This is a genomic window from Rickettsia endosymbiont of Orchestes rusci (genome assembly GCF_964030945.1).
GTDB lineage: Bacteria > Pseudomonadota > Alphaproteobacteria > Rickettsiales > Rickettsiaceae > Rickettsia.
On the sequence record NZ_CAXIQG010000004.1, the window covers coordinates 634,228 to 659,106 of the forward strand.

Here is a 24,879-nt window from a genome sequence, read left to right on the forward strand (position 1 = left end):
TTAAAACTTGTCATACCGAGGCCCCTCCACGGTATCCGGAAAAAGCCTTAATAAAAAGACTGGATGCCGTGGTCAAGCAACTAGATGACACCGAACGCTTTGCAAAAATTCGAGCCATGCAACAACGCTGAGCAACGGCGGGAATGACATATTCTTTGAGACAATTTTTGATCCACGCGGCCAATGCAGCAGGGAAATAACATCACATACTAATTTACTACCTCTTCTATCAAATCACTCAAAAGTCTATGACCTTCTTTTTTTCTTTTCAATAAATTTTTTGACGCTCGTGCTAACATATTACGGTTTTTTATTAGCATTAATATTTTATCGGCTAATTTTACTTCAGAAATGCCTACCTGCTCCATGCACCACCCCGCCCCTGCATCCTCTAGTAATTTTGCATTATAAAATTGATGATTTTCTGACGCTATAGGAAGGGGGATAAAAATAGCCGGCATACCTATATAGGTTAATTCTTCTATAGTAGAGGCTCCGGCTCGTGAAATTACTAAATCCGTATTTTGATATCGGTGAGCGATATCCTCAAAAAATTCTGCCAACTCATAACGAATATTTAATTGCGAATATATTTTTTTAATCTCTACTTGATCATCCTTTGCCGCCTGTTGGGTAATATGTAATTTTAATGCCGGATGTTTTTGTATTAAAAATTTTATGCTTCTAGGTAGTAATTCAGAAAATATTTTAGCTCCTTGGCTTCCACCGAAAATAAATATTCTGAAGATGTTATCCCCTACTCTTGAATCCGTCATAGTGAGGCGCTCCTTAGCGCCGTGGCTATCCAGAAAAACATTATCTAATAATACTAGTTTTTCTCTGGATTGCCGCGTCGTGGCTTTGCCACTCCTCGCAATGACGTACTTGTCTATATCTCTAATACTTTCCCTAACTACTCCTCCGGTAATTACAGGTTTGTTTTTTAGGGTATTAGGTAAATTCTTTGTTTGCTCATAAGCTAAAGCAATTTTTGTAGCAAATTTTGCAAAAAACTTATTAACTTTTCCTAAATAAGAATTTTGTTCATGAATTATGATCGGCATCCTTAAATACAAAGCTGCAAACATTGAAGACACAACCGGATACCCTCCAAATCCCACAACAACACTTGCTTTAAGAGTATATAATAGTCTGATAGATTTATAAACACTAGCTAGCAAAGCTATGAAAAACCTAATTTTTTGTAAAGAAGATGTAGGATATCTTTTTAAGTCTATTATATGAAATGTTAATTTGGGAAGCGGCATTATATATTTTTGACATCTAAGATCAGTAATAAGATGCACTTCGTAGCCTCTGCTTATTAATTCTTCGCCAATAGCCGTAGCAGCAAAAAAATGCCCCCCTGTGCCGCCTGCTACTAAAATTATTTTTTTCATAATTAGACCTTTTGCCAAACTCGCTTATTCTCGGGAATTTGAAGGAGACACTTCACCTCGAACCATAGCGTACTTTTTCGTACGTGAACCGACTTTGTTGCATGGTTCGATAAAAGCAGCAGTATGTCATTCCCGTGAAGGCGGGAATCCAGAAAAAATACTTAAAATAAATAAAATTATATAAAAATTTACTATATAATTCGCTTAAATACTTTCTGGATTCCCGCCTTCGCGGGAATGACATCGAAAATTTGAGCCATGCAACAACGCCACGTGAATCCCAACTATGGATAAGTTTTTAAAATAAAAACTTATCCATAGTTCGCGTTATGTGAGGATTCGAGTCTAGGCTCGACGTACAAATTACCAGAAGAAATAGAGTTTCGCAAGAGGTCTATTTCAGTATTGTAAAATTTTATATGAAGTCAGAGGAGTTTTATATTTGGTAAAACCAAGCAGCATACCGGTTGCAATCGCTATAGCAAGTGTTGAAGACCCGCCATAGCTAATAAACGGCAGCGTCATACCTTTTGTCGGCAATAAATGCAGTGTGACGCCGATATTAATAATTGACTGTAGACCTAGCTGGGCAATTATCCCGCTTGCGGCAAATTGGATGAATTTATCTTTTTCATTCACCACTTTAACAAAACTTCTAAGCACTATAAAGGCAAATATCCCAATGACGATTAAACAAATAATTGCCCCGAATTCTTCTCCTGCAACCGCAAAAATAAAATCCGTATGTGAATCCGGTAACACTTGTTTTACCGCACCTTCTCCCGGTCCGCGACCATATAAACCGCCATGCTCAAAGGCTCTAAGAGACTTACTAACCTGATAATTTTCGCTACTATCGGGGTCTAAAAAAGAATTGATTCTTTGAGTCACGTGAGGCAGCCAAAAATAGGCAACACTTACCCCTATCAGCCCTATAAAGCTAGTTAGTATAATCCAGAATATCGGCATACCGGCAATAAAAAGCTGAATGCCGAAAACTGCCGTAATCATGACTAACATACCGAAATCCGGCTGAATAATTAATAATAACGCCACGATAAAATAGAGTATAATACCGACAGAAAAGCTAGGGAAATCTTTTTCAAATTTTAACGATAATATCCAGCCTATAACCACCGCAAAGAACGGTTTTATAAATTCCGACGGTTGAATCGATAAGCCCCCAATATTAATCCAGCGAGTAGCCCCTTTTACTTCATAGCCAAAAAATTTAACCAAAACTAGTAATATTATACTAAAAATAAAGCCCAATATGGCAAATCGTTTAAGCCATTTTTTATTAAAACACGAAAATAATACTATAAGACCCGAAGCTACGCTTAAATAAAATATTTGTCGTGAAGAAAAATAATTTTCTTCTAAGCCGATTCTGTTCGCCACCGCCGAACCTGACGTAGTAACTAACATTAGACTAAAAGCAAATAAAATCATTAACGAGATGACGATTTGCTGATCGGTACTACGCCACCATGATTTAATAAAGTTATTAGATATTTGATTATTTTGTGACATTTTGAGGTTTATAGAATTTTTATTCCTTTAAGTAATCTTTTAATAAATTAAAGCCGGTAGTATTTTCTATTTTTGCTCTAATAAAGTTATAGTCTATTTGGTTATTTTTTAGTGGTATTGCAATTTTTACATCTTTTAATAATTTTGTATTACTACATTTTCTATAATAAGTAAATTTCCAAGCACTATTTCTTATTGCGGTACATAGAAATATTTTAAAATATAGATTATTATATTCTTCTTTCAATTTCCCCACTAAAACATCAGCATTTGCCGTAAATTTATATGGTTGATAAAATGCACAACAAGAAGAGCCATTAGCAGAAATTGTAATACAATCTATATGAGTAATGTTATTTGGAACATCATAATAACCGATTATACCGTTATTGGATTCAGTTGTAGTTATAACTGGGATATCACCTTCTTTTAAAGAATTAATAGGTGGACATTTACCGCGTTTAATTGATATAAAGAATTCAGAAATATCAAATATTTTTAAGTCTTTTTTATCTTGCTTATTGATTTGCTTAGATTTATGTTTTTCTTGATTAATAAAAGCTTGTAATAAATTTGTAGTAATTTCAAAAGTAGTATTAAAATCGTTGAAAGCCTGTAAATAACTTTCAGGAGCTAAATCATAGCTATTATCATATATATTGAGTTTTGATAGCCCTATTACTTTTTCAATAGCATCAATTTTATTATTTAATAAAATATGTTCTTTGACTTTTTGCTTTACTAATTCAATATTTGAAGGTATATTATCTGATATAACTCTTTTGGCTTTCCTCATGGTATAGCCATCGTCCATTATTGCAAACAATACTTCTTTATTAAAATCATGTGGCTTATGTGCTTCAATTATTATAGCATAAGTTCCTTTTGAGGCAACAGGGTAAAATAGCTCATCAGATAATTTAATAACCGTTTTTACCGTATGCCTATTTAGTAATTCCTTTCTCTATGTTATTTCTCCTTTTCCATCACTTGCTGAAGTAATTGTCGAGGTTGGGACTATAGCAAATAATATTCCCCCTTTAACCATTTGAGAAAGCGCATGATCAATAAATTTATATTCTTCCTCGTTTTCTATTGCAAAGGGAGGATTCATTAATACTTTTGACATAAAAGCTTCCCCTGTGTCTTTTGTAGTTAATAAATCTATTTTTCTATATTCTCCATTTACTTTTCTAAACTTACTATTTAATGTATTGCCCTCATATACATTACTTTTACCATCACCTCTAAATATCATATTAACCAATGCTAAACCCACTATTTCAGCATCTTGCTCTATACCATAAATATGTTTTGTTCTAAATTCACTAATTTGCTCTTCTGAAGCTTTGGATTTCACATAGTCAAAAGCTGAAACTAAAAAACCTCCCGTTCCACAGGTACAGCATAATCCATTAAGATGTGGACAGATTATAACAAACAGCATCAAAAAAATGTTCGAAGTCTTTTGCAGTTTTTCTAATTTGATTTTTTAATTTAAACCAATAATGCTCAATTGGATTTAAATCAGGAGAGTAAGTAGGTAAAAATAAAATACTACAACCTACAGATTCTATTAGCTCTTTGACCTTGGAATTCTTATGGAAATTAATATTATCCATAACAACCACTTGACCTTGTTTTAATTCTTTGATCAAAAAATCTTCAACATAACTCTTAAAAATTAGTGTATCACAAGTCCCTTCAAAAACTATTGGAGCTATTATTTTACCATTGCAAAGCCCTGCTATCATACTTACTCTTGTTTTATGTTGGTAAATTTTCTTATCGTAATATCTTTTACCTTTTAGGCTATAACCGTACTACAAGCATGCATTGTCTTCTATTCCGGATTCATCCATAAACACTAAATCTTCTTTTGAAATAGTTTTGATTCTAGCTATAAAATCATTCCTTGCTCCATCGTCCCTTTTGGGGTGCGTAAAAGTTTTTTTTATAACTATATCCTAGTGCTTTTATACCTCGCCAAATTGTCGTTGCTGACCATTTATTTGATATTTTTGCTAATTCTTTTAGGCTCTTATCGGCATTATTATCTATAAATTCCTTAAACTCCGGCATATTTGTTAGCTTTTTATTATGACCTTTTTGATAGCCTACTCTCGGCTGAATATCTCCTTCTTTCTTTTGAATAGCTTGCCATTTGTATAATGTTTGCCTAGATATATTTAATAACTCCTTAACTTTACTTACTGACTTAACTTTATCTATTAACTCTAATGCTTTTGTTCTTAGTTCGTATGGATATGCTCGGACCATCTCTTTCCTTTTTCGCACATAGATTTACTTATTTTATGCTACTTGTCAATACCTTAATGGATTATGCTATAGGATCAAAAACAAAATCATTATACCCAATATCAATACATTCAACAGCAAATTTTGTTATATGCCTAGGCGTTAAAACAATTCCTATTTCTTTTGCATCATTAGCATACTTTAAAAATATCTCATAAAATTGTCCTAAAATATCTCTACCACTATTAATAGCAGAGCGTATATTTAAATTTTTCAATTCTTGGACTGTGTCGACTAAAGCCTGTCTATGTTTTATATGATTATCTTTTGAAGTCGGCAATTTTAATTCAATTTCTTGTACAAAATTTTCTTTATTATGTTTTGTTAAAATACTATGCACTCTTGCATTTATATCTTTTATTAAAATTGTTGGTTCTTTGCTAATTTTTAGATATTCATCTTCTGCTAAAGCTAAAAGTATAGAAGCAATAACTTTTGCACGGTTTCTTTTATTTATAGCCCCATTATGTAATATATTATTAATCTTATTTGCTTTTTCCAAGAATAATTCATCAGCAATAACTTCTTCATTAATTGAATAATGCTGAATATTAATAATTTTATCAATCATTTCTGGGGTTAAAAAACCTGTTGTTTTATAATCATTTATTTGAATTCTGCACCAATTCTGATTATATAAATAATAAGTCTCAACTAAGAATGAATCTTCTTTATTGCCGGCAACTCCACTAATAAAAACACAACTATTTTCCTGAATATCATTAAGCATAGTTGCATAATCTTTAGCTTCATTTACTGCTGTTTCTAATTCTTTATGACCTGCTTTTGCTTCAATAATCCACCATAAATTATTAGCAAGCTTAATTACATTCTCTGGTACTTTTCTTTTTAAAGCCTTTTTTAATATTTCATTTTGTAAAGCTTCATGTTGAGTATATACTTGACCATTACTATTTATACTTGGATTCTTTATATTCCAACCAAGCTCTTTTAAAGAGTTTTGTATAAATGCATATGCTCTAAATTCACTGTTTTTCATAATTAAGACTTTAATTTATTTTTTCCAAACACAACTTAATAAACAACTCCCCGCGCTGTTCAAAATCTTTAAACTGATCGTAAGACGCACAAGCGGGAGCAAGTAATATATTTTTAATCTTCTCCTTATCTTTACAAGCATCTTCATAAGCATTGTTAAAAGCTTGTTCTAAATTCTCACATATTTCAAAATCTACTTTGTTTTTAAGAGTTTTTCCAAAATTTTCCTTAGCTTGTCCAAATAGATAGGCTTTTTTAACGTGAACTAACGAAGATATTATCTTTTCAATCCCCCCTTCTTTAGCTATTCCGCCCGCTAACCAGTAAATATTATCAAGTGCTTTAATCGATTTAGAGGCAGCTTCGGCATTGGTTGCTTTACTATCATTATAAAAACCAACCCGCCCCACACTACCGATATACTGCATCCGATGCGGTAAACCTTGAAATTGTTTTATGGATGAGAGTATTTGCGAAGGCTCAAGGCTCATAGCTCTTGCGACCGCATAGCTTGCTGCAATATTTTCGTAATTATGTAGCCCTTGAAGGTTCTTGTTAAACGGCAAAGTAAAACTCGCCTCGGCAAAGAATTTATCATAAATTTTATCTTTTACAATCGATATTCCTTTATCAAGGATTTTAGTAACCGAAAAAGGAATTAAATTTATATTTTGTTCTTGTTCCAGTTTTAAAAAAATTTCTTTAGAATAATCGTTATCAATATTAATTATTGCATAATCATCTTTAGCCATGCGGTCAAAAATTTTACATTTAGCGGCAATATAGGAATCCATATTTTTATGCCTATCTAAATGATCGGGCGTAATATTAAGGAGTATTGCTATATTGGCTTTAAAAATTTTTATTAAATCTAGTTGGAAAGAAGATAATTCAAGCACGTAACCCGCTCTACCCGTTCCGGCTTTTAAAGCAGGAAGCCCTATATTGCCGACAGCGGGATAATCAAAACCGTTTAAATTTAAAATATGACTGATTAAGGCAGTGCTAGTGCTTTTACCGTTCGTACCGGTAACGGCAATGAAATTGGAATTTTTAGAATTTTCAAATAATAAATCTATATCCGAAATAATCGGTATGTTATAACGGCTTGCTAACTCGACTATTTCATGATCGAACGGAATACCCGGGCTTAGTATGATTTTATCGCAGCTTTGCCATTTAGAGCTTGCTAAATTAGTTAGATATTTTTCTCCGTATAAATCGGTAAATATATCCCTACTATCTTTAGAATCGTCATAAACGATTATTTGTGCTTCCTCTTTCAATACTTCATAAACTGATAGACCGGTTTTACCAAGACCGAAAATACCTATATTTTGTTTTTGCGATGAGGTAATCATTTGATATTATTATTTTTTACCCTTTGATGTCATTCCTACAATGACGCATATGCGTCAGTTTAAGGAACGAGTTTTTAGCAAACCTATTCGAGCCAGGCAACAACGCCGGCTTGATCCACTACTGTACGAACATTTAAATAAAGAGGTAAAAATTCTGTCATTCCGTGGCTACGACCACGGAATCCAGCTTATAATATCATAAAAAGATTCTAAAATAAGTCTAATATGGCTTTATTTTCCTGGATGCCGTGATCAAGTCACGGCATGACACAGCCTTTTTTCAACGTTCGTACAGTAGTGGGCTTGATCACGGTATGACAGAAAACTAAACCCTTTGCTTTCGGAATAACTCCCAAAACAATCACTCTATTTCTTGCATTAAAGCTTTCTCACCGTCATTAAATTCTCCTGACGCTTTCGTGCTTGTATTACCGGATATTTGCTGAACAGCCGGAAGCGGTAAATCGTAATGCGGCGGGACTTCTAGCATTTTGCTACGCTGAACTTGATACTCATTCGGTCCCGGCGTTGATATCCCGACAGTTTCTTTAAACTTTTTATTACATGCAGACGTAATTATCAAAATTGTAAATAATAAAAAAATTATACGCACTTAATTACCTTTAAATTAACATTATAAATTAGAATCGTTATGCTTTGCTTGGCGGATTTCTTCTGCCAGAGTTTCAATTTGTGCTTTATCATAATCAGCCTTAGCTTTTTCTTCAACAATTTTTTTACTATTATAAAAATCTCTTATTAGCACCAACACCCCAAGCGAAATAAAACTATCTGCCAAATTGAAGATAGGAAAGCTATAATCGTAATAATGAAAATGTATAAAATCAAATACCGCTCCGCGACTAAATCTATCAATTAAATTCCCGATAGCACCGCCGATTACAAAACTATAACCGGCAAAACCGAGCATAGTAGCAGAGCGGAGCATCATATAATATAAATAACAAACGATAACCGAATTAGTTACTATAAAAAAACCGTTACTATATTGGTAATAATTTCGCAGTAATCCAAAACTAATCCCATAATTCCAGCTATAAACCATATCTAAAAAAGAAGTGAGCTTTAACGTTAACCCCGGTATCCCCCTTAAATTATCAATGAACCACCATTTTGTTAATTGGTCAATAATCGCTAAAGTTATTATTATACGGCTACTGCGGCACAATGTTAGATATAATTTTTTTAATTTCTGAAATAATGGCATATTTATATTTTATTGTAGGAGGGTACGGGAGGATCGATGTCATTCCTTGCACTTAATGTCATTCCCGTGAAAACGGAGCGTTGTACGGTGTCATACCGTGGCTTGATCCACTACTGTACGAACGTTTAAATAAAGAGGTAAAAATTCTGTCATTCCGTGGCTACGACCACGGAATCCAGCTTATAATATCATAAAAAGATTCTAAAATAAGTCTAATATGGCTTTATTTTCCTGGATGCCGTGGTCAAGCGTTGCTGCATGGCTCAAAAAAAGTGCCGTATGTCATTCCTGCGAAAGGGGAATCTAGAAAAATTATAGTCATCCTGAATTTATTTCAGGATATTTTTCAGTAGATGCTGAAACAAGTTCAGCATGACAATGAAAAGCCTGGATTCCCGCTTTCGCGGGAATGACACCGAAAATTTGAGCCATGCAACAAAGCCCCGTTTTCACGGGAATGACATATTGACGCTTTTATCAAGCCATGCAACCGGCAGTGCCACGGTATGACAATACTTACAAAAACTACCTCACAAAGATACTTCCGCCCTGCTGTCAGTCTTTAATCCCTTATCAAGCTTAACACTCAACGTTTTGATCTCTTTTTTAAACTGATTAAAGCTTGCTAGTTTTTTGCCGTTTAGCTCTATACCCGGCGTAGTTTTAACCGACATCGGATTAACGTTTTTGCCGTTAATTTTAACTTCGTAATGTAAATGCGGTCCCGTAGCTCTGCCCGTACTACCGACTAAGGCAATTACTTGCCCTTGTTTTACTATGCTACCTATTTTAAGATTCTTGGCAAAACTAGAAGCATGTGCATAAGCCGTAGACAAGGTCCCGCTATGTTTTATTTGCACAAATTTCCCGTAACCTGATTTCCAACCTATTTCCGTTATCACGCCGTTACCGGCAGAATATATAGGAGTACCCGTCGGAGCGGCAAAATCAACTCCTTTATGCATTTTTGTATAGCCAAGTGTCGGATGTTTTCTATTGCCGTAATGAGAAGAAATTTTAACAAGTTTTAGTGGAGTCTTAAGTAAACTTCTTTTGACGCTTTTACCGTCCTCAGAAAAAAAATTATGATTATTCGGTGTGCTATCAGGTGAATAACGATAAATATTATATTCTTTGCCCGACAAATTTAACGAAACATATAAAATTTTACCGTGATGAGAAAACTTCCCGTCTTCCGTTACGTATTTTTCCGTTATTATCGTTGCGGTATCGCCGTTTTTTATTTGACGCTGAAAATCAATTTGATAAGCATAAGCATTTACCAGCTCTATTATGCTATTATTTGATAACCCCAGAACTTTTAGAGCCGACATAAAATTTGAATTAATAACTATCTCAGATTTAGCAAGCTCTTTATTTAAAGGAATAATTACATCTTGTACAAGGAAATTATCATCGTTTTTAATAACCTCGATAGTTTTTAATTTATCGACCGCAATAATTAATTTATTTAAAAAACGTAACTCGGTAGCTAGCTCCTCGTCTTCATTTTCAATAATTTTCGTTTCATATTCAAAAGTAATTTGTTGCCCTATTTTAAGCGAAGCTTCTAGCTTGCCGTCTTTTACTAACTTGACAATTTTTTCTATATCTATTTTGGGAATATTTTGATCTAAGAGAATAGTTTTTAAGGTATCGCCTTTCTTAACCGTTACAATCTCTGCAAAAACATTTTCCTGAAAATCTTCAGACTCCGGTTGTACTAATGTTATCGATAAGGTATCGTTAACATATTTATTAACATTGGATGAAATAAAAACAACTAAAGTAATAAATAATAATAATGAAAAATAGTTAAGGATTTTTTTTAATCGTAAACTAACATCGGGATTTATTAGTACAGAATTAAAATTATAAGATAGTATTGTATTCTTCATTAAAATTGCTCAGTCTATTGGATCAATTTTTTACTAGTAAGCTTAATATGACGCATAGAAAAACAAATTACAACAAAAATTTGTATAATTTTTTATAAAAATTAATCGGTTTTTGCTTTAATAAAACTCAATATCATCTTATATTGACTTATGTAATAGATGTTGTTAGTGCCTCAAAAACCCGCAATTGCGAGGAGGCAATGCCCGCGTGGATGGTTAAAATCGCTTAAAATTGTCATACCGTGGGAGGGTCCACTACTGTACGAACGTTGAAAAAAGGCTGTGTCATGCCGTGACTTGATCACGGCATCCAGGAAAATAAAGCCATATTAGACTTATTTTAGAATCTTTTTATGATATTATAAGCTGGATTCCGTGGTCGTAGCCACGGAATGACAGAATTTTTACCTCTTTATTTAAACGTTCGTACAGTAGTGGGCTTGACCACGGTATCCAGAAAAAAATTAAAAAGCCTAACTGGATGCCGTGGTCAAGCCACGGCATGACATCAAAGCGTTTTTAAAAAATACTCAAAATATGGCAATTTTCGATCCACGCGAGCATTGCCTTGCGAGGAGGGACGTGTTGCTGTCTAACATGCAACACATATTTAAACATAAACCTTAAAGACATATTTAGCTACAAATTATGAAAAATATTATTATCCTTCTTAGTTTATTGATAATTAACACTAGTTGTTTAGGCTCGGAGCCGCAGCCTTGGCAAATGTTATTTCAGCCTCCGGCAAGTCCCATTATGGAAGAATTAAATTGGTTTCATAATTTTTTACTTTTCATATCCGGCGGTATTGTGCTTTTTGTAGCTGCCTTGCTTGCTTATGTATGTATTAAATTTAATGCTAAAGCTAATCCGGTACCGGCTAAATTCTCCCATAATATTTTGATTGAAGTAATCTGGACTATAATCCCGATAATAATCTTGATTATTATCGCCGTGCCGTCTTTTAGAATTTTACGTATCGCCGAGAAAATTCCCAATGCCGATATAACTATTAAAGTCGTCGGCTATCAATGGTATTGGCATTATATATATCCCGACCATGATAATATTGAATTTGATAGCTATATGATTACCGACGAAAACTTAAAACCCGATCAGAAAAGACTGTTGGACGTCGATAACCGAATAGTGATACCGGAAAATACAACCGTAAGATTCCTGATTACCGCCGGCGACGTAATACATAGCTTTGCCGTACCGTCGCTCGGTTTTAAAATAGATGCCGTACCCGGAAGAGTTAACGAAACCTGGACAAGAATCGCTAAAAAAGGCGTATATTACGGGCAATGCTCCGAACTTTGTGGCATTAATCACGGCTTTATGCCGATTGCCATCGAAGTAGTTAGCAAAGAAGATTTTGATAATTGGATTGCAACTAAGGGTAAACCCTTATAATAAGGTACAAGAATAAAAATTTATGCCAAACAAACTAAAACATGATGAGTTATTCCGAAAAGCTTTAGAGTATCCAATTGTTGCTAAAGAGTTTTTAGAAACACATTTACCAGAAAAAATTAAAACTTTATTGTTACCCTCAACACTTAAGATGGAAAAAGTGAGTTTTATTGAACAAAATCTTAAAAATTCAATTTCAGATGTATTATTCTCAGCAAAATTTAAAAATACTGATGGGTTCATATATCTACTTTTAGAACATCAAAGTACCCCTGACCATTACATGGCTTTTCGCCTGTTTAAGTATATGTTAAATATTGCTGATCACTATCTTACTGTTAAACCAAAATCTAAACGCTTACCTCTAATATATCCGCTAGTATTTTATAACGGCAAACAGCATTATAACATACCTCTTAATTTATGGGATTTGTTTGAAAATAACAATTTAGCAAGAGAAATCTGGACTAACAATTATCAAGTTATTAATGTACATAATATTTCAGATTCTGACTTAAAGAAAAACGCTTGGTCTGGAATATTACAATTTTTTATGAAACACATTCATGAACGTGATTTATTTAAAAGATGGGAAGAAATAACAAATCTTTTACCTCTAATAAATAAAGTTATTAAAGGTGAAGATTATATAGAATTAGTATTATACTATACTTTGACTAAAATTAATCAAAATGATAAAATAAAACTCGAAAAAATGTTAAAGTCACACTTAAATGCAGAGAAAGGAGATAAAATTATGGCAAGCTTAGCTCATTATTGGGAGAAACAAGGTATAGAATTAGGAATGGAGAAGGGAATAGAAAAAGGGCTGGAGAAAGGAATTGAAAAAGGAATAGGTTTAGTAGCTAAAACAATGCTAAAAAAGAATAAATCTTTAGACGAAATATCTGAGCTTACAGGTTTAACAAAAGAACAGATTAAAAAATTAAATTTTATTAATTGATTAAACTATATCCTAATATATGACTAGCCACAATAACCCTTATCCTCATCTTTTTCCTAAGCAAGCGAAAGAAACGATATTTTTAAAACATTTTATTCATAATCCTAACATAATAGTAGGTGATTATACCTATTATAGTGATACTAATCATCCTGAGAAATTTGAATATAAAAATGTCCGAGGGGCTTATTTAGTTAAATTGATTATAGGTAAATTTTGTGCTATCGCTATGGATACTAGCTTTATAACCGATGATATGAATCATCCGATGGACGGCTTTTCCACTTATCCTTTCTTTATTTTTGAAAATTGGAATAATTATACGCCTTCTCCTGATAAAAGAAGAGATACCATTATCGGAAATGATGTATGGTTTGGCACAAACTCTACTATCATGCCCGGAGTTAATATAGGTGACGGTGCAATTATCGGTGCTTGCTCCGTTATAACGAAAGATGTACCTCCGTATAGTATTGTTGCCGGCAATCCTGCAAAGATAGTACGCCAAAGATTTTCTGACGAAATAATTAAGCAATTACTTAAAATTAAATGGTGGAATTGGGATTATGATAAGATAACAAGAAATATCCCGGCAATAGTCGGAGCAGATATTGAGAAATTAAAACAGGCAAAATAAGAAGTTTAGTAAATATATGATAATGAGTGAAGAAGAGTATAGAAATGAACCGGAAGTGCTTAATTATCCCGAATGGCAAAAAGCTTTTTATTATATTTTGTATGTAGGAAATTGTGCAGATTACGATGAGGGAATGGCTTATATTGCAGAAAAGTTAAGAAATCCTGAAGAATTGTCACAAGCTGCAACTTGTCAAGCTTTGGGTATCTTAGTACGTAGATTTTATAATATTAAAGAGGATTTAATATTACCATTATTATTTGAAAACTTGAAAAGCAATAATAAACGTGTTTATGGAGAAACTCTTGATTTATTTGATGATATTATAGGTCGTGTACCAAGACTAACAAGAAGAATTTATTTAGCATATTTTGAAAATGGCATTGATTTTTTTACTGGTAAAAAATTAAAAATATTTACTGATAAAAATTTAATACATTCTTTAAATAATGAAGAAGAAAAAATAGAGTTTATTTTAAGCTTTTGTCAGAATTCTAAGAATTACCAAGAAGCTTTAGAAATTTGTTTATATTTTCTTAAAAAAAATGAAAGTATAAAAATAAACACAGCTGCTGTTGTTGGGCTTACTTATATAATAGCAAGATTTCAAAAAATAAAACTTAAAGCCATATTACCTTTTATCACAAAACATTTAAAACATTCTTCTATAGGCTCTGATCTATGGTGGGATGCACGATCTTTATTAGGGAACATTGTAATTATGATACCAAAATTACGCATAAAAATAATTCCGCTTTTGAAAAAATACTATTCTGTTCAATTAAAGACTCCGTCAGTTATAGAATATATAATGACTAAAAACAAAAAAAAGGATCAAATAAAGCTTGAGAAAATGCTAAAATTATATGTAAATAACCTTAAAAGAGAAAAGATTAAGTATAACCTTCCTGATTTTTAGGGAAATAATACAACATTTTTGATGTCATTCCCGCGCAGGCATTGTTGTATGGCTAATAATTTACCGTATTATGGTTATTATAAGTACGGTGTCATACCGTGGCTTGACCACGGTATCCAGAAAAACCTTAATAAAAAGACTGGATGCCGTGGTCAAGCCACGGCATGACACCGAAACACTTTGCAAAAATTTGAGCCATGCAACAAACCCATATGCGGGAATGATATATTGCTATACAAAAACAAACAAAATGAAAAATTAACACAAGCAAAATAATAATTATGGATATAACTACAAACGACTTAAATCACGATCACCATACTCCCTACGGCTGGAGGCGGTGGCTTTTCTCGACCAATCACAAAGATATCGGTATTATGTATATCATATTTGCGATTTTTGCGGGGATTGTCGGCGGGTTGTTCTCACTGCTGTTCAGGCTGGAGCTCGCTATGCCGGGCGGTCATTTCTTAAATCATGATTTCCAATTATATAACGTGCTAATTACTGCCCATGCAGTAATTATGGTGTTCTTCATGATTATGCCGGCTTTATTCGGCGGCTTCGGCAATTATTTCGTGCCGCTACTAATAGGCGCACCGGATATGGCTTTTCCACGTCTTAACAATATCAGCTTCTGGCTATTAGTCCCTGCTTTTCTATTACTTATGTTGTCTGCTTTCGTTGACGGCGGTCCCGGCACGGGCTGGACGCTCTACCCTCCTTTAAGTAATTTGAGCGGTCATCCGGGAGCAGCAGTCGATATGGCTATTTTCAGCTTGCATTTAACCGGGCTTTCCTCGATTCTCGGCTCGATTAACTTAATTGTTACTATATTTAATATGCGCGCCCCGGGCATGGGTCTTTTTAAAATGCCGTTATTCGTCTGGTCTATTTTAGTTACCGCCTTTCTGTTAATTCTGGCTATGCCGGTACTTGGCGGTGCTATCACTATGTTATTAACGGATCGTAATTTCGGCACTAATTTTTTCAAGCCTGACGGCGGCGGCGATCCGGTATTATTCCAGCATCTATTTTGGTTTTTCGGTCACCCTGAAGTATATATAGTAATATTACCCGGTTTTGGGATAGTTAGCCAAGTCATATCCACCTTCTCCCGCAAACCGATATTCGGTTATCAAGGCATGGTTGCCGCGATGGTTATTATCGGCTTTGTCGGCTTTATAGTATGGGCGCATCATATGTTTACCGTCGGACTTTCTTATAATGCTCTAATATATTTTACCGCCGGCACGATGATTATCGCCGTCCCGACCGGAATAAAAATATTTAGCTGGATTGCAACGATGTGGGGAGGATCGATTACCTTCCCGACGCCAATGTTATTCTCAATAGGATTTATTATATTATTTACCATCGGCGGCGTTACCGGTATAATTTTGTCAAATTCGGCACTCGATAGAGTATTACACGATACCTATTATGTCGTAGCACATTTCCATTATACGATGTCGCTCGGTGCTTTATTCACGGCATTTGCAGGATTTTACTATTGGTTCGGTAAAATGTCGGGCAAGCAATACCCCGAAATCTTAGGCAAAATTCATTTTTGGATTACCTTTATCGGAGTTAATTTAACTTTTTTCCCGCAGCATTTTTTAGGACTTGCCGGCATGCCGAGAAGAATACCCGATTATCCCGAAGCTTTTGCCGGTTGGAATATGGTTTCATCGATAGGAGCAGGGATATCTATGGCAGCTGCTCTTTATTTTGTGTTTATCGTTTTTTATACGCTAAAATACGGTAAAAATTGCCCGAATAATCCTTGGGGCATCGGTGCTGATACATTAGAGTGGACGCTTACCTCACCGCCACCGTTTCATACATTTGAAACACCGCCGAGGATTGAGGATTAATTTATGAGCGATTACATATATTGCGGCTTTTGGAGAAGAAGCGGATCAGCGTTCATTGACGGAGCAATACAACTACTTATTACATTTTGTTTGTTATTTTGTAAATTAAAATTTTTTTACCCTGCTACACCGCTATTAGCTCTAGAAGATTATCTTGCTTACCTTACAATTACAAGCAATATTATTCTTATTACAATCGCTACAATGTTATATTATGCTTTGTTTGAAAGCTCTAAATTACAAGCTACCCCAGGGAAATATTTATTGAATATGAAAATAATTAATAAAGCAGATGGAACTAGGATGAGCTTTTTAAAATCTTTTTTTAGAGTATCATTAAGTTTTGTCTTAGGTATGATAGATGACCTAATGAATGTACAAATAATATCAATTATACATGTAATACTGGTAACGGTCAGTGTTTTATGCATAGCATTTACCAAGCAAAAAACATCAATACCGGATATGATTTGCGGTACTAGAGTAGTCAGGCGATAAATTAACATAAGAAAACTCTGTCGTTATTGCGGTTATCACAACTACAGTGTCATACCGTAGCTTGACCGGCGTTGTTGCATGACTCGAATTTTCGATGTCATTCCCGCGAAAACGGAGCGTTGTTGCATGGCTCTAAAAAAGTGCCGTATGTCATTCTAGCTAAAGGCGGGAATCCAGGCTTTCTAGCTTTGTCATGCTGAACTTGTTTCAGCATCTTTTTTTAGTATATCCTGAAATAAATTCAGGATGACTTTTTTGTTTTTTCTGGATTCCCGCCTGCGCGGGAATGACATCGAAAATTCGAGCCATGCAACCAACACCCGCAAATACTCACAATGACGTTTAACGTTCCATGCAACAATAACTTCCTGCAAAGGCGGAAATAACATCGAAAAAGCAGGAAAATAATAACATTAAAACTAATTCTTCATTTATGAATAGTTAATATGACGCAGAAAAAACCGATAATCGGCCTCACTCTCGATTTGGCTAATAATTGTGAAAAATATAGTTATGCAGCTTTTCCGTGGTATGCTTTACGCAAAAACTACGCCGATGCAATAATAAAAGCCGGCGGCGTGCCGCTACTTTTGCCTTATCAGAGTAGTACGATCAACGAGTTATTGGCAATTATCGACGGCGTAGTTATTCCGGGCGGTGACGAAGATATTCATCCTAAATTTTATGAACCTGAATATGCAGAAGACGTTGTTATTGCCAATAATGAACGTGACGAGTTTGAAATTCTGGTTTTAAAAAAATCATTAGCAAGAAATATCCCTATCCTTGGGATATGCCGCGGGATGCAGTTATTAAATGTTGCCTTTGGCGGTAGTCTTATTCAGCACATACCGGATTATATGAAAAATAATAATCAAACTATAATAATTAATCACGAACAACCGAGTCCAAAAAATATAGTTTCTCACTCAATTACTATTGAGTCGGGTACTAAACTTGCAAAAATGACAAATAACAAAACGCAGATAATGGTTAACTCAACCCATCATCAAGCTATTGATCGAGTCGGGAACGGTCTTGTTGTATCGGCTAAGGCAAATGACGGAATAATAGAGGCGATTGAATTACAAAATCATAAATTCATCATAGGAGTGCAGTGGCACCCGGAATATTTAAATGACAACGATGTAGATTTAAATTTATTTAAAGAGCTTATTAAAGCGACTAGTTAGATTGTTGTGTGGATACCTCAACGTCATTGCGAGCCGGCATTGTCGTGGGGATCAAAAGCGTTGCAAAGCGTTCGGTGTCATGCCGTGGCTTGACCCACTACTGTACGAACGTTGAAAAAAGGCTGTGTCATGCCGTGACTTGATCACGGCATCCAGGAAAATAAAGCCATATTAGACTTATTTTAGAATCTTTTTATGATATTATAAGCTGGATTCCGTGGTCGTAGCCACGGAATGACAGAATTTTTACCTCTTTATTTAAACGTTCGTACAGTAGTGGGCTTGACCACGGCATCCAGAAAAAACCTTAATAAAAAGACTGGATACCGTGGTCAAGCCGGCGTTGTTGCATGGATCGAAAATTGCCATGAAAAGGGTGTCATTCCCGCGTAGGCGGGAATCCAGAAAGTTAATATGAGCAAATTAAATAGTAATTTATTATATAATTTTACTTATTTTAAGTATTTCTCTGGATTCCCGCCTGCGCGGGAATGACACCGAGGGCGTTTTTAACCATCCATGCAACAACGCCTCCGGCTTCTCACAACGACGTTGGGAGTATGCACATTATAAAAATAAACCCCATGAATTTATATAAAATTTCTCTTAATTTTTCTTTTTTAGAAGTAGTTGCTAAATTTATTGTTGATGAATTCGGTAAACAAAATTTGCAGCCGCGGCTTAAGGTAATATTACCTAATAATTTTGCTTGCACGGAGCTGAAAAAAACTTTAACCATAGATTATCAAATCACAACTTTACCGACCATTATCCCCTTCACGGCTATTATTGCGGATAGAAAAAATACTTCTGAAGATTATGAACCAATAGCCCCTTTAGAAGAAAAACTTTTTCTAGCGGAAATAATTATCAATTACGACAAGTTGCAATTTAGCGTGAGCGAAGCACTAAAGTCAGCTGAGCTTTTAAGCAAATTATTTAACGAACTAATAAGCAATAATATTTCTATAAAATCTATTGAAACTTATAATAATTCTAAATATTGGCAAACAATCTATAAATTCTTAGAATATGGCTTTGACGGATGGCAAACAAAAATAAAGGAGCTAGGGAAGCAAAGTAGAGCCGCCTATAAATTGGCAATATTACAAGAAGAAATAACAAAAATAAAAAATAGTAATAAAGAGGTGATAATAGCGGGATTATTTGCTAAGGATCCTATGTCCAAAAAGTTTTTACAAGAATTAGCGCCTATTCCATCCGTATCTATAATTAATCCTGAGGCAAGCTTTCCCGCCCCTGCTACTTCACCCGATAATATATATTATGCAGAACCCTTAAATATTTACGAAGAAGCGCAGCAAATAGCTTTAATATGCAAACAGCACATAGATAAAAAAATAGCAATTATCGTAAATAATCAACAAGCTAAAGAAATATACGCTAATTCTTTACTTAAATATTCGCTAAAATTCGAGGACTTGCTCGGTAATGACTTAGCAACTACTAATATTAGCCATTTATTAGTTACTGTCAGCAAAATATTATGTAATAATTTCGACTTAAAAACATTATTTTTATTGCTAAAAAATCCTTTAATAAATTCCTTGGAAATTCAAAAATTAGAGATATTGTTATCAAATAAAAATCGCTTTATCTCATCTCCAAAATATTTATTATTAATAATAGAAGCAACAGAGGACGAAGAACTAATAGTCTATTGCAGGGAATTAATTAGTATTTTATTTGAAGCTAAAGCTTATACTATCCAGGATATTTTAAAAACTACTAGCGAAGTCGCCGAAAAGCTTTATCCAAATATTCGGGAAGAAGAAGGAGGGAAAGAAATATTAGAATTCTTGGCTAATTTAACGAATTTTAGCCGATATATAACCCTTGAGAGCAAACAAGATTTTCCGAAAGTTTTTGCTTCTCTAATATCTAGCGTGCGATATTCCAATAATAATGACACCGCTAATATAATAATCGGCTGCGCAGAAGATTTAGCCCTATCAAAATTTGAGTTAGTGATTTTACCGAACTTTACCGGTGAAAACTGGCCGCCGCCCGTCCCCATTCATCCATGGCTTAGTAAGGAAGCACGGAAACAATTAGAAATAAATTATGATGAAACCTCTACTACTTTATCTTTATATCATTTTTATTTGTTTTTACATAATAAACAAGTGATTATATTACGCTCTAAAAAACAGGACGGTAAATCTACAACCCCGTCTAACTTCTTATTGAAATTACAGCTTATTTTAGGGGACTCGATAAAAAAACCGGATGCCGTGGCTGGATCTCGGAATGACAAACTTTTCAGGTTAAGCGAGGATACAGGAGCTTATAGTAATAGTTTTCCGGACATATTATCGGTTACCGATATAGAAATACTAATAAGAAACCCATATAGTTTTTACGCTAAAAAAATTCTAAATTTACGCAAAAAAGATATGATCTGGGAAGAACCTAAAATATCGGATTTCGGTAATTTTATCCATAAAGTATTAGAGAAATATTCAAAGAATTATGACCCCCAAAATTATGATCAGTATGTCGATTCCAATATAAAGCAACAACTCCTAATAAATATCGGCAATAATATTTTGCAAAACACGGCTCTACCGGTATACACAAAAAAGACCTGGCAAATAAAGCTCCTACCGCTTGCTAAAGCTTTTATTGCATTTGACGATGAGCAAAGAAAAAATTGTAAAAATATTTATTTTGAGCTTAAAGGCGAATTACGGCTGAACATTGCGGGACATAATTTAAAAATTATCGGCATAGCCGATCGAATTGAAATTAACAAATTAAATCAAGTAACTATACTAGACTATAAGACAGGTGCTATTCCAAGTAAAAAAGAAATTGATTCCGGGCTATCGCCGCAGCTTATTATTGAAAGCTTAATGATATTAGAAAACGGCTTTGCGATTACGCCTAATATTAATCATAATATAACCATCGCTTACGTAAAAATTTCGAGTTCCGAGCCTTATCTTCAACTAACGGAAATAAAGTTAAGCAAAGAAGATTTAAGCCGACACAAACAAGGATTAATATCCTTATTAGAGCATTATATAACTAATAAATTTTTCCCTTATAATGTTGATTTATTAAAATATAACGATTATTTACATTTAAGAAGATAAAAAGATCAGTCATATATTTCTTCTCCCCTATGACCGACTTTTATTATAATTATACACTTATTTTCTCTATCTATTTCATAAATTATTCGATAATCACCATATCTATATTGTATTTTATAAATCATATATTTTTTTTAGGAATTCATCTGCTTCTTTTGAAGTATAAATCTTGTCATTTGTATCATTTTTTCTTGCTAACGCAATTTCTGCGTCTTGTCTATCTTCTTTTTGTTCCGGTAGATAATTTTTAACGGCTGCCTTTATTAAGTAAGATTTTGGTCTGCCTTCAAGTTTAGATAAAGCCGTTAGTTCATTATTTAAGTCCTTGGGAATAAGAATACTATATGCCATAAATGCCTCTTTCGTACGGTTCTAAATTAAATATCCATTACTAATTTAAAATTACCATCATCGGTAGAAATAATTTTACTATCCGTATTGTAAATAATAGGATCGTTAATTTTCTCATGCCCGAATCTATTCGTTTTAAAGACCGGAATAGCTAAGTTAGATGCAAAGTTACTAAGTATAGCCATAATATCTTTATCATCAGAGCCGCAACTACCGAATATTATCGCTTTTACGTCTTTTAATAATCCCGCTTGTTTAAAATGAAGTAAAGTACGATCTATTTGGTAAGGCTTTATATTAACATCTTCCAAGAAAAGAATTTTATTAGAGGTTTTTATTTGCCAGCTTGTACCGATACTTGTTTGCACCATAGTTAAATTACCGCCGGTAAGCTTACCGGTAACAACTTTAGCTGATTTTGCCGTAGGGTTAATTGCCGATAAACCGCTAATCGTAACTTGTTTGAGTTTGCCGGAAATTATCTGGGCTATTTTCATGAAATTATTACGATCTTTCTCAGGCTTTAATATTTCAGTTATAACGCTGCCGTGAATGGGTTTCCAGTTCCATTCTTGAGCAAGGAAAATATGCAAGGCAGTTATATCGCTATATCCTATAAAAAACTTTTCTTTAGTGGGCTTTGCTAATTTTTGTAAATACGGAATTATTTTTGCCGAACCGTACCCTCCGCGTAATGTCCATATTATATGATTTGAGTTGTCAAATAGTGCATCCTTTAAACATTTAAATCTTAATTCATCGCTATTGGAGTGAAAAAGCACTTTTGTATTATCAAAGCATTTATGCGGTATATTTAATTTTAACGAGCTAATATTTTTTAAAGTGGATAATTCGGTATTATCGGCACCGGAAGCCGGAGCAACAACCGTAATTGATTTATCTTTTAATAATTCAGTAAATTTTAAATTATCTTTTTGGAAATTTGTATTTGAAAATGCCGATAGTAAGAAGAATGTTATTAGAATAAGAAAAATACGCATAATATGAAAACTAATTTAATTTGTAAAATATACCTCTGATGTCATTCCCACGCAGGCTGACGGCTACCGGAATCGTCATTGCGAGCGACTGGAGGCGTTCATGGCTCATAATTTACCATATTATGGTTGTTATTACAAGTATGGTGTCATGCCGTGGCCTGACCCACTACTGTACGAACGTTGAAAAAAGGCTGTGTCATGCCGTGACTTGTCACGGCATGACACAGCCTTTTTTCAACGTTCGTACAGTAGTGGGCTTGACCACGGCATCCAGTCTTTTTATTAAGGCTTTTTCCGGATACCGTGAGAGGGACCTCGGTATGACACCATACTTGTAATAACTATAATGCGGTAAATTATGAGCCGTGCAACAATGCCGGCTTGACACCGGTCAACCATATAAAGCAATATTAATCTTATTATTTAATCACAATAGCCGATAATATATTTTCCTTATAAGGCTCTCCTGAATGGCAGGAACGCCTACAGCTTGGATATTTTAAAGGATTAGTATAGGTGTTTTCTTCTATTTTTTTAATATTTTCTACTCCCGCTTCTTGAAGTCTTGACTCTACATATTTAGGCAAATCAAACATATAATGCCCCTTTTTATCCGACTCGATAAAAAATACCGAATTATTTGGTGAGTCAGTCATAAAATCAGCGTAATATTTTGCGTCCACTTCATATGAAGCTTGAGCAATAGCAGGACCTATTACTGCGATTAATTTTTTTGCACCTTTTTCTTTCATAGAAACAACTAAATTGCTAATAATATTAGCTTTGCTACTCTTCCACCCACAATGTGCTGCACCGATAACTGTTCCGTCCTCACTTGCGAGTAGTACCGGTACGCAATCTGCCGTTTGAATAGCTAAAATTAAATTTTTTTTAGTAGTGATAGCACCATCTGCTTCAGGTTCAGAAATCTTGATATTTATATCAGCGTCAATAATTTTATTACCGTGAACCTGGCGTAAAATTAAAATATCCTCCACCGAAAAATAATTAATAATAGCTTTTTTATTTTTTTCTATTTCTGCTAAATTAGTAGATTCATTTTTTTTTACGTAAATATGGCTAGAATGCTTGTAGCTTTTGTCAAAAATTTTATAATAAACTAATCCATTTATTAGTTCTTCCATGCAAGTATCCTATAATGAATTTGTAAGTAACTTATCAAATAGTTTACAAAAAAACAATCAACTAGAGAAAATAATAGCAAAATTCCAAAAATATTATAACTTAATTCCGGTTATAGGAGCGGAAATAGAATTTTATTTAAGCTCTAATATTGATATATCTGAATTTGAAACTCTTACAAGCAAATACTTAGTACGAGCAAAAATTTTAAAAATAAAAAAAGAAAAAGGCAATAATCAATTTGAAATCGATCTTCCTCCTTCAAAAGATTTAATAAACTATATCAATGAAATATCTAATGTTAAGCTTGCTTTAGAAAATATTGCTAAAAAATTGGGAGGAAATATAAATTTTTATCCTAAACCGTTTTTAAATGATTACGGTAATAGTATGCATTTTCATATAAATTTTATTTCCGGTGATAATGTAGACAAGTGGGGATCAATTGACTATATAGTACAGCTAAATTCAGAAAGCATAAGAGCTGATGAATTTAAAGACGAGTCTGCGCAAGCAGTACCAAAGGTAGGTGAGCACAGGCGAGTTCTGAGAAATTCGCTTGTATCAAGCGATCGAGATGACGCTATAGCTAAAAGTTTATGCCACTATATGCTCGATACTTTTCTTATATTTATGCCTAACGAAGAGGATTATTTGCGTTTAGATAAAAATTTTATGGCACCGACTAATATATCATTCGGCGGAAATAATAGAACAGTTGCCGTGCGCATACCCGATTCTTACCCGAAACGCCTGGAGCATCGCCTCGCCTCACCTATTACCGACCCGTATATAGCAATATTTACTATTCTAAAATCTATATTATTAGGTTTTCAATATCCCGAAAATATTAATAATATTACCAAAATATACGGCAATGCTTTTGATGAACAATATAATCTAATTTCACTACCGAATTCACCTAGTGAAAGTTTTAAATTATTCAAGCCGGAATTTTATGAAGAAGATTAAATGTGAAGTTTTAAGTGAGAGGAATGGGGAATCGTCATTGCGAGGAGGCGT

32 protein-coding genes and 2 pseudogenes are annotated in these 24,879 nt (G+C 34.0%); 15 read left to right on the forward strand and 19 right to left on the reverse strand.

Annotated features, from left to right (window positions below):
• Window positions 1-10: 10 nt before the first annotated feature.
• The gene (locus AAHM91_RS07145) at window positions 11-184 is read right to left on the reverse strand and encodes a hypothetical protein (protein WP_342270341.1); all 174 of its coding nucleotides are present in this window, start codon (window positions 182-184) and stop codon (window positions 11-13) included.
• A 25-nt stretch (window positions 185-209) separates the two neighbouring features.
• A complete protein-coding gene (gene murG / locus AAHM91_RS07150; protein WP_342270342.1) occupies window positions 210-1,400 on the reverse strand; it encodes an undecaprenyldiphospho-muramoylpentapeptide beta-N-acetylglucosaminyltransferase in 1,191 nt (396 codons plus the stop codon).
• On the opposite strand from murG, the gene AAHM91_RS07155 reads away from it, so the two are divergent.
• Entirely contained in the window at window positions 1,369-1,584 is a 216-nt protein-coding gene (locus AAHM91_RS07155; RefSeq protein WP_342270343.1) for a hypothetical protein, read from the forward strand. The two genes, murG and AAHM91_RS07155, sit on opposite strands and share 32 nt — an antisense overlap.
• Window positions 1,585-1,799: 215 nt before the next feature.
• Here the strand turns inward: AAHM91_RS07155 and ftsW are convergent, their stop codons facing one another.
• From ftsW to murD, 7 genes and pseudogenes are all read right to left on the reverse strand, one after another.
• A complete protein-coding gene (ftsW, locus tag AAHM91_RS07160; protein ID WP_341793835.1) occupies window positions 1,800-2,933 on the reverse strand; it encodes a putative lipid II flippase FtsW in 1,134 nt (377 codons plus the stop codon).
• A 19-nt stretch (window positions 2,934-2,952) separates the two neighbouring features.
• A complete protein-coding gene (locus AAHM91_RS07165) occupies window positions 2,953-3,516 on the reverse strand; it encodes a restriction endonuclease subunit S (RefSeq protein WP_342270745.1) in 564 nt (187 codons plus the stop codon).
• A 36-nt stretch (window positions 3,517-3,552) separates the two neighbouring features.
• Window positions 3,553-3,885: pseudogene (locus AAHM91_RS07170) on the reverse strand (N-6 DNA methylase); the annotation flags it as partial.
• A 12-nt stretch (window positions 3,886-3,897) separates the two neighbouring features.
• Window positions 3,898-4,380: an N-6 DNA methylase gene (locus AAHM91_RS07175; protein ID WP_342270344.1), complete on the reverse strand. Its 483-nt coding sequence runs from the start codon at window positions 4,378-4,380 to the stop codon at window positions 3,898-3,900.
• Window positions 4,349-5,213, reverse strand: a pseudogene (locus AAHM91_RS07180) (IS630 family transposase). Before AAHM91_RS07180 ends, AAHM91_RS07175 begins: the two are co-directional and overlap by 32 nt.
• A gap of 61 nt (window positions 5,214-5,274) precedes the next feature.
• The gene (locus AAHM91_RS07185) at window positions 5,275-6,252 is read right to left on the reverse strand and encodes an N-6 DNA methylase (RefSeq protein WP_342270345.1); all 978 of its coding nucleotides are present in this window, start codon (window positions 6,250-6,252) and stop codon (window positions 5,275-5,277) included.
• 10 nt (window positions 6,253-6,262) lie between these two features.
• A complete protein-coding gene (gene murD / locus AAHM91_RS07190; RefSeq protein ID WP_342270746.1) occupies window positions 6,263-7,609 on the reverse strand; it encodes a UDP-N-acetylmuramoyl-L-alanine--D-glutamate ligase in 1,347 nt (448 codons plus the stop codon).
• A 52-nt stretch (window positions 7,610-7,661) separates the two neighbouring features.
• Between murD and AAHM91_RS07195 the strand changes: the two genes are divergently transcribed.
• Window positions 7,662-7,814 carry a hypothetical protein gene (locus AAHM91_RS07195; protein WP_342270346.1) on the forward strand — a complete coding sequence of 51 codons (153 nt, stop codon included), beginning with the start codon at window positions 7,662-7,664 and terminating at the stop codon, window positions 7,812-7,814.
• Between the two features lie 159 nt (window positions 7,815-7,973).
• Here AAHM91_RS07195 and AAHM91_RS07200 read toward each other — a convergent pair whose 3' ends face one another.
• From AAHM91_RS07200 to AAHM91_RS07220, 5 genes are all read right to left on the reverse strand, one after another.
• Window positions 7,974-8,225, reverse strand: a complete 252-nt coding sequence (locus AAHM91_RS07200) for a DUF3035 domain-containing protein (protein WP_253307900.1) — start codon at window positions 8,223-8,225, stop codon at window positions 7,974-7,976.
• A gap of 21 nt (window positions 8,226-8,246) precedes the next feature.
• Window positions 8,247-8,840, reverse strand: a complete 594-nt coding sequence (lspA, locus tag AAHM91_RS07205) for a signal peptidase II (RefSeq protein WP_253307901.1) — start codon at window positions 8,838-8,840, stop codon at window positions 8,247-8,249.
• Window positions 8,841-9,370: 530 nt separating this feature from the next.
• The gene (locus AAHM91_RS07210; protein WP_342270347.1) at window positions 9,371-10,738 is read right to left on the reverse strand and encodes a M23 family metallopeptidase; all 1,368 of its coding nucleotides are present in this window, start codon (window positions 10,736-10,738) and stop codon (window positions 9,371-9,373) included.
• A 173-nt stretch (window positions 10,739-10,911) separates the two neighbouring features.
• Entirely contained in the window at window positions 10,912-11,043 is a 132-nt protein-coding gene (locus AAHM91_RS07215) for a hypothetical protein (protein WP_342270348.1), read from the reverse strand.
• A 46-nt stretch (window positions 11,044-11,089) separates the two neighbouring features.
• Window positions 11,090-11,242 carry a hypothetical protein gene (locus tag AAHM91_RS07220; RefSeq protein ID WP_342270349.1) on the reverse strand — a complete coding sequence of 51 codons (153 nt, stop codon included), beginning with the start codon at window positions 11,240-11,242 and terminating at the stop codon, window positions 11,090-11,092.
• Between AAHM91_RS07220 and AAHM91_RS07225 the strand changes: the two genes are divergently transcribed.
• From AAHM91_RS07225 to AAHM91_RS07275, 9 genes are all read left to right on the forward strand, one after another.
• Entirely contained in the window at window positions 11,225-11,365 is a 141-nt protein-coding gene (locus AAHM91_RS07225; protein WP_342270350.1) for a hypothetical protein, read from the forward strand. The genes AAHM91_RS07220 and AAHM91_RS07225 overlap by 18 nt on opposite strands.
• Window positions 11,366-11,386: 21 nt before the next feature.
• Window positions 11,387-12,154 (forward strand): cytochrome c oxidase subunit II, encoded by a 768-nt coding sequence (gene coxB, locus AAHM91_RS07230; protein WP_342270351.1) that lies wholly within the window; start codon window positions 11,387-11,389, stop codon window positions 12,152-12,154.
• A 22-nt stretch (window positions 12,155-12,176) separates the two neighbouring features.
• Window positions 12,177-13,118, forward strand: a complete 942-nt coding sequence (locus AAHM91_RS07235; RefSeq protein ID WP_342270352.1) for an Rpn family recombination-promoting nuclease/putative transposase — start codon at window positions 12,177-12,179, stop codon at window positions 13,116-13,118.
• Window positions 13,119-13,137: 19 nt separating this feature from the next.
• Entirely contained in the window at window positions 13,138-13,755 is a 618-nt protein-coding gene (locus tag AAHM91_RS07245; RefSeq protein WP_410526162.1) for a CatB-related O-acetyltransferase, read from the forward strand.
• A 22-nt stretch (window positions 13,756-13,777) separates the two neighbouring features.
• A complete protein-coding gene (locus tag AAHM91_RS07250; RefSeq protein ID WP_342270353.1) occupies window positions 13,778-14,674 on the forward strand; it encodes a hypothetical protein in 897 nt (298 codons plus the stop codon).
• Between the two features lie 70 nt (window positions 14,675-14,744).
• Window positions 14,745-14,936, forward strand: coding sequence for a palindromic element RPE4 domain-containing protein (locus AAHM91_RS07260; protein WP_410526163.1), 192 nt, complete (start codon window positions 14,745-14,747; stop codon window positions 14,934-14,936).
• 19 nt (window positions 14,937-14,955) lie between these two features.
• On the forward strand, window positions 14,956-16,551 hold the full coding sequence (ctaD, locus tag AAHM91_RS07265) for a cytochrome c oxidase subunit I (protein ID WP_342270355.1): 1,596 nt from the start codon (window positions 14,956-14,958) through the stop codon (window positions 16,549-16,551).
• Between the two features lie 3 nt (window positions 16,552-16,554).
• Complete coding sequence (locus tag AAHM91_RS07270; protein WP_342270356.1) at window positions 16,555-17,049, forward strand: RDD family protein; 495 nt, start codon at window positions 16,555-16,557, stop codon at window positions 17,047-17,049.
• Between the two features lie 74 nt (window positions 17,050-17,123).
• Window positions 17,124-17,249, forward strand: a complete 126-nt coding sequence (locus AAHM91_RS07275) for a hypothetical protein (RefSeq protein WP_342270357.1) — start codon at window positions 17,124-17,126, stop codon at window positions 17,247-17,249.
• Here the strand turns inward: AAHM91_RS07275 and AAHM91_RS07280 are convergent.
• Window positions 17,241-17,438, reverse strand: a complete 198-nt coding sequence (locus AAHM91_RS07280) for a hypothetical protein (protein ID WP_342270358.1) — start codon at window positions 17,436-17,438, stop codon at window positions 17,241-17,243. The genes AAHM91_RS07275 and AAHM91_RS07280 overlap by 9 nt on opposite strands.
• Before the next feature lie 57 nt (window positions 17,439-17,495).
• On the opposite strand from AAHM91_RS07280, the gene AAHM91_RS07285 reads away from it, so the two are divergent.
• Entirely contained in the window at window positions 17,496-18,242 is a 747-nt protein-coding gene (locus tag AAHM91_RS07285; RefSeq protein ID WP_342270359.1) for a gamma-glutamyl-gamma-aminobutyrate hydrolase family protein, read from the forward strand.
• Window positions 18,243-18,841: 599 nt separating this feature from the next.
• Window positions 18,842-21,361 (forward strand): PD-(D/E)XK nuclease family protein, encoded by a 2,520-nt coding sequence (locus AAHM91_RS07290; protein WP_342270749.1) that lies wholly within the window; start codon window positions 18,842-18,844, stop codon window positions 21,359-21,361.
• Window positions 21,362-21,366: 5 nt separating this feature from the next.
• Here AAHM91_RS07290 and AAHM91_RS07295 read toward each other — a convergent pair whose 3' ends face one another.
• From AAHM91_RS07295 to AAHM91_RS07305, 3 genes are read right to left on the reverse strand one after another with little or no spacing between them, the layout of a single operon-like run.
• The gene (locus AAHM91_RS07295; RefSeq protein ID WP_342270360.1) at window positions 21,367-21,486 is read right to left on the reverse strand and encodes a type II toxin-antitoxin system RelE family toxin; all 120 of its coding nucleotides are present in this window, start codon (window positions 21,484-21,486) and stop codon (window positions 21,367-21,369) included.
• Complete coding sequence (locus AAHM91_RS07300; RefSeq protein ID WP_342270361.1) at window positions 21,476-21,712, reverse strand: hypothetical protein; 237 nt, start codon at window positions 21,710-21,712, stop codon at window positions 21,476-21,478. The genes AAHM91_RS07295 and AAHM91_RS07300 overlap by 11 nt, the downstream gene beginning before the upstream one ends.
• Before the next feature lie 26 nt (window positions 21,713-21,738).
• Window positions 21,739-22,713, reverse strand: a complete 975-nt coding sequence (locus AAHM91_RS07305) for an LD-carboxypeptidase (RefSeq protein ID WP_342270362.1) — start codon at window positions 22,711-22,713, stop codon at window positions 21,739-21,741.
• A gap of 38 nt (window positions 22,714-22,751) precedes the next feature.
• Between AAHM91_RS07305 and AAHM91_RS07310 the strand changes: the two genes are divergently transcribed.
• Window positions 22,752-23,051 (forward strand): hypothetical protein, encoded by a 300-nt coding sequence (locus AAHM91_RS07310; protein ID WP_342270363.1) that lies wholly within the window; start codon window positions 22,752-22,754, stop codon window positions 23,049-23,051.
• Window positions 23,052-23,132: 81 nt separating this feature from the next.
• On the opposite strand, the gene pgeF is transcribed toward AAHM91_RS07310, so the two are convergent.
• Window positions 23,133-23,858: a peptidoglycan editing factor PgeF gene (gene pgeF, locus AAHM91_RS07315; protein ID WP_342270364.1), complete on the reverse strand. Its 726-nt coding sequence runs from the start codon at window positions 23,856-23,858 to the stop codon at window positions 23,133-23,135.
• Here pgeF and AAHM91_RS07320 point away from each other — a divergent pair.
• Window positions 23,857-24,828, forward strand: a complete 972-nt coding sequence (locus tag AAHM91_RS07320) for a palindromic element RPE3 domain-containing protein (protein ID WP_342270365.1) — start codon at window positions 23,857-23,859, stop codon at window positions 24,826-24,828. The genes pgeF and AAHM91_RS07320 overlap by 2 nt on opposite strands.
• Window positions 24,829-24,879 lie beyond the last annotated feature (51 nt).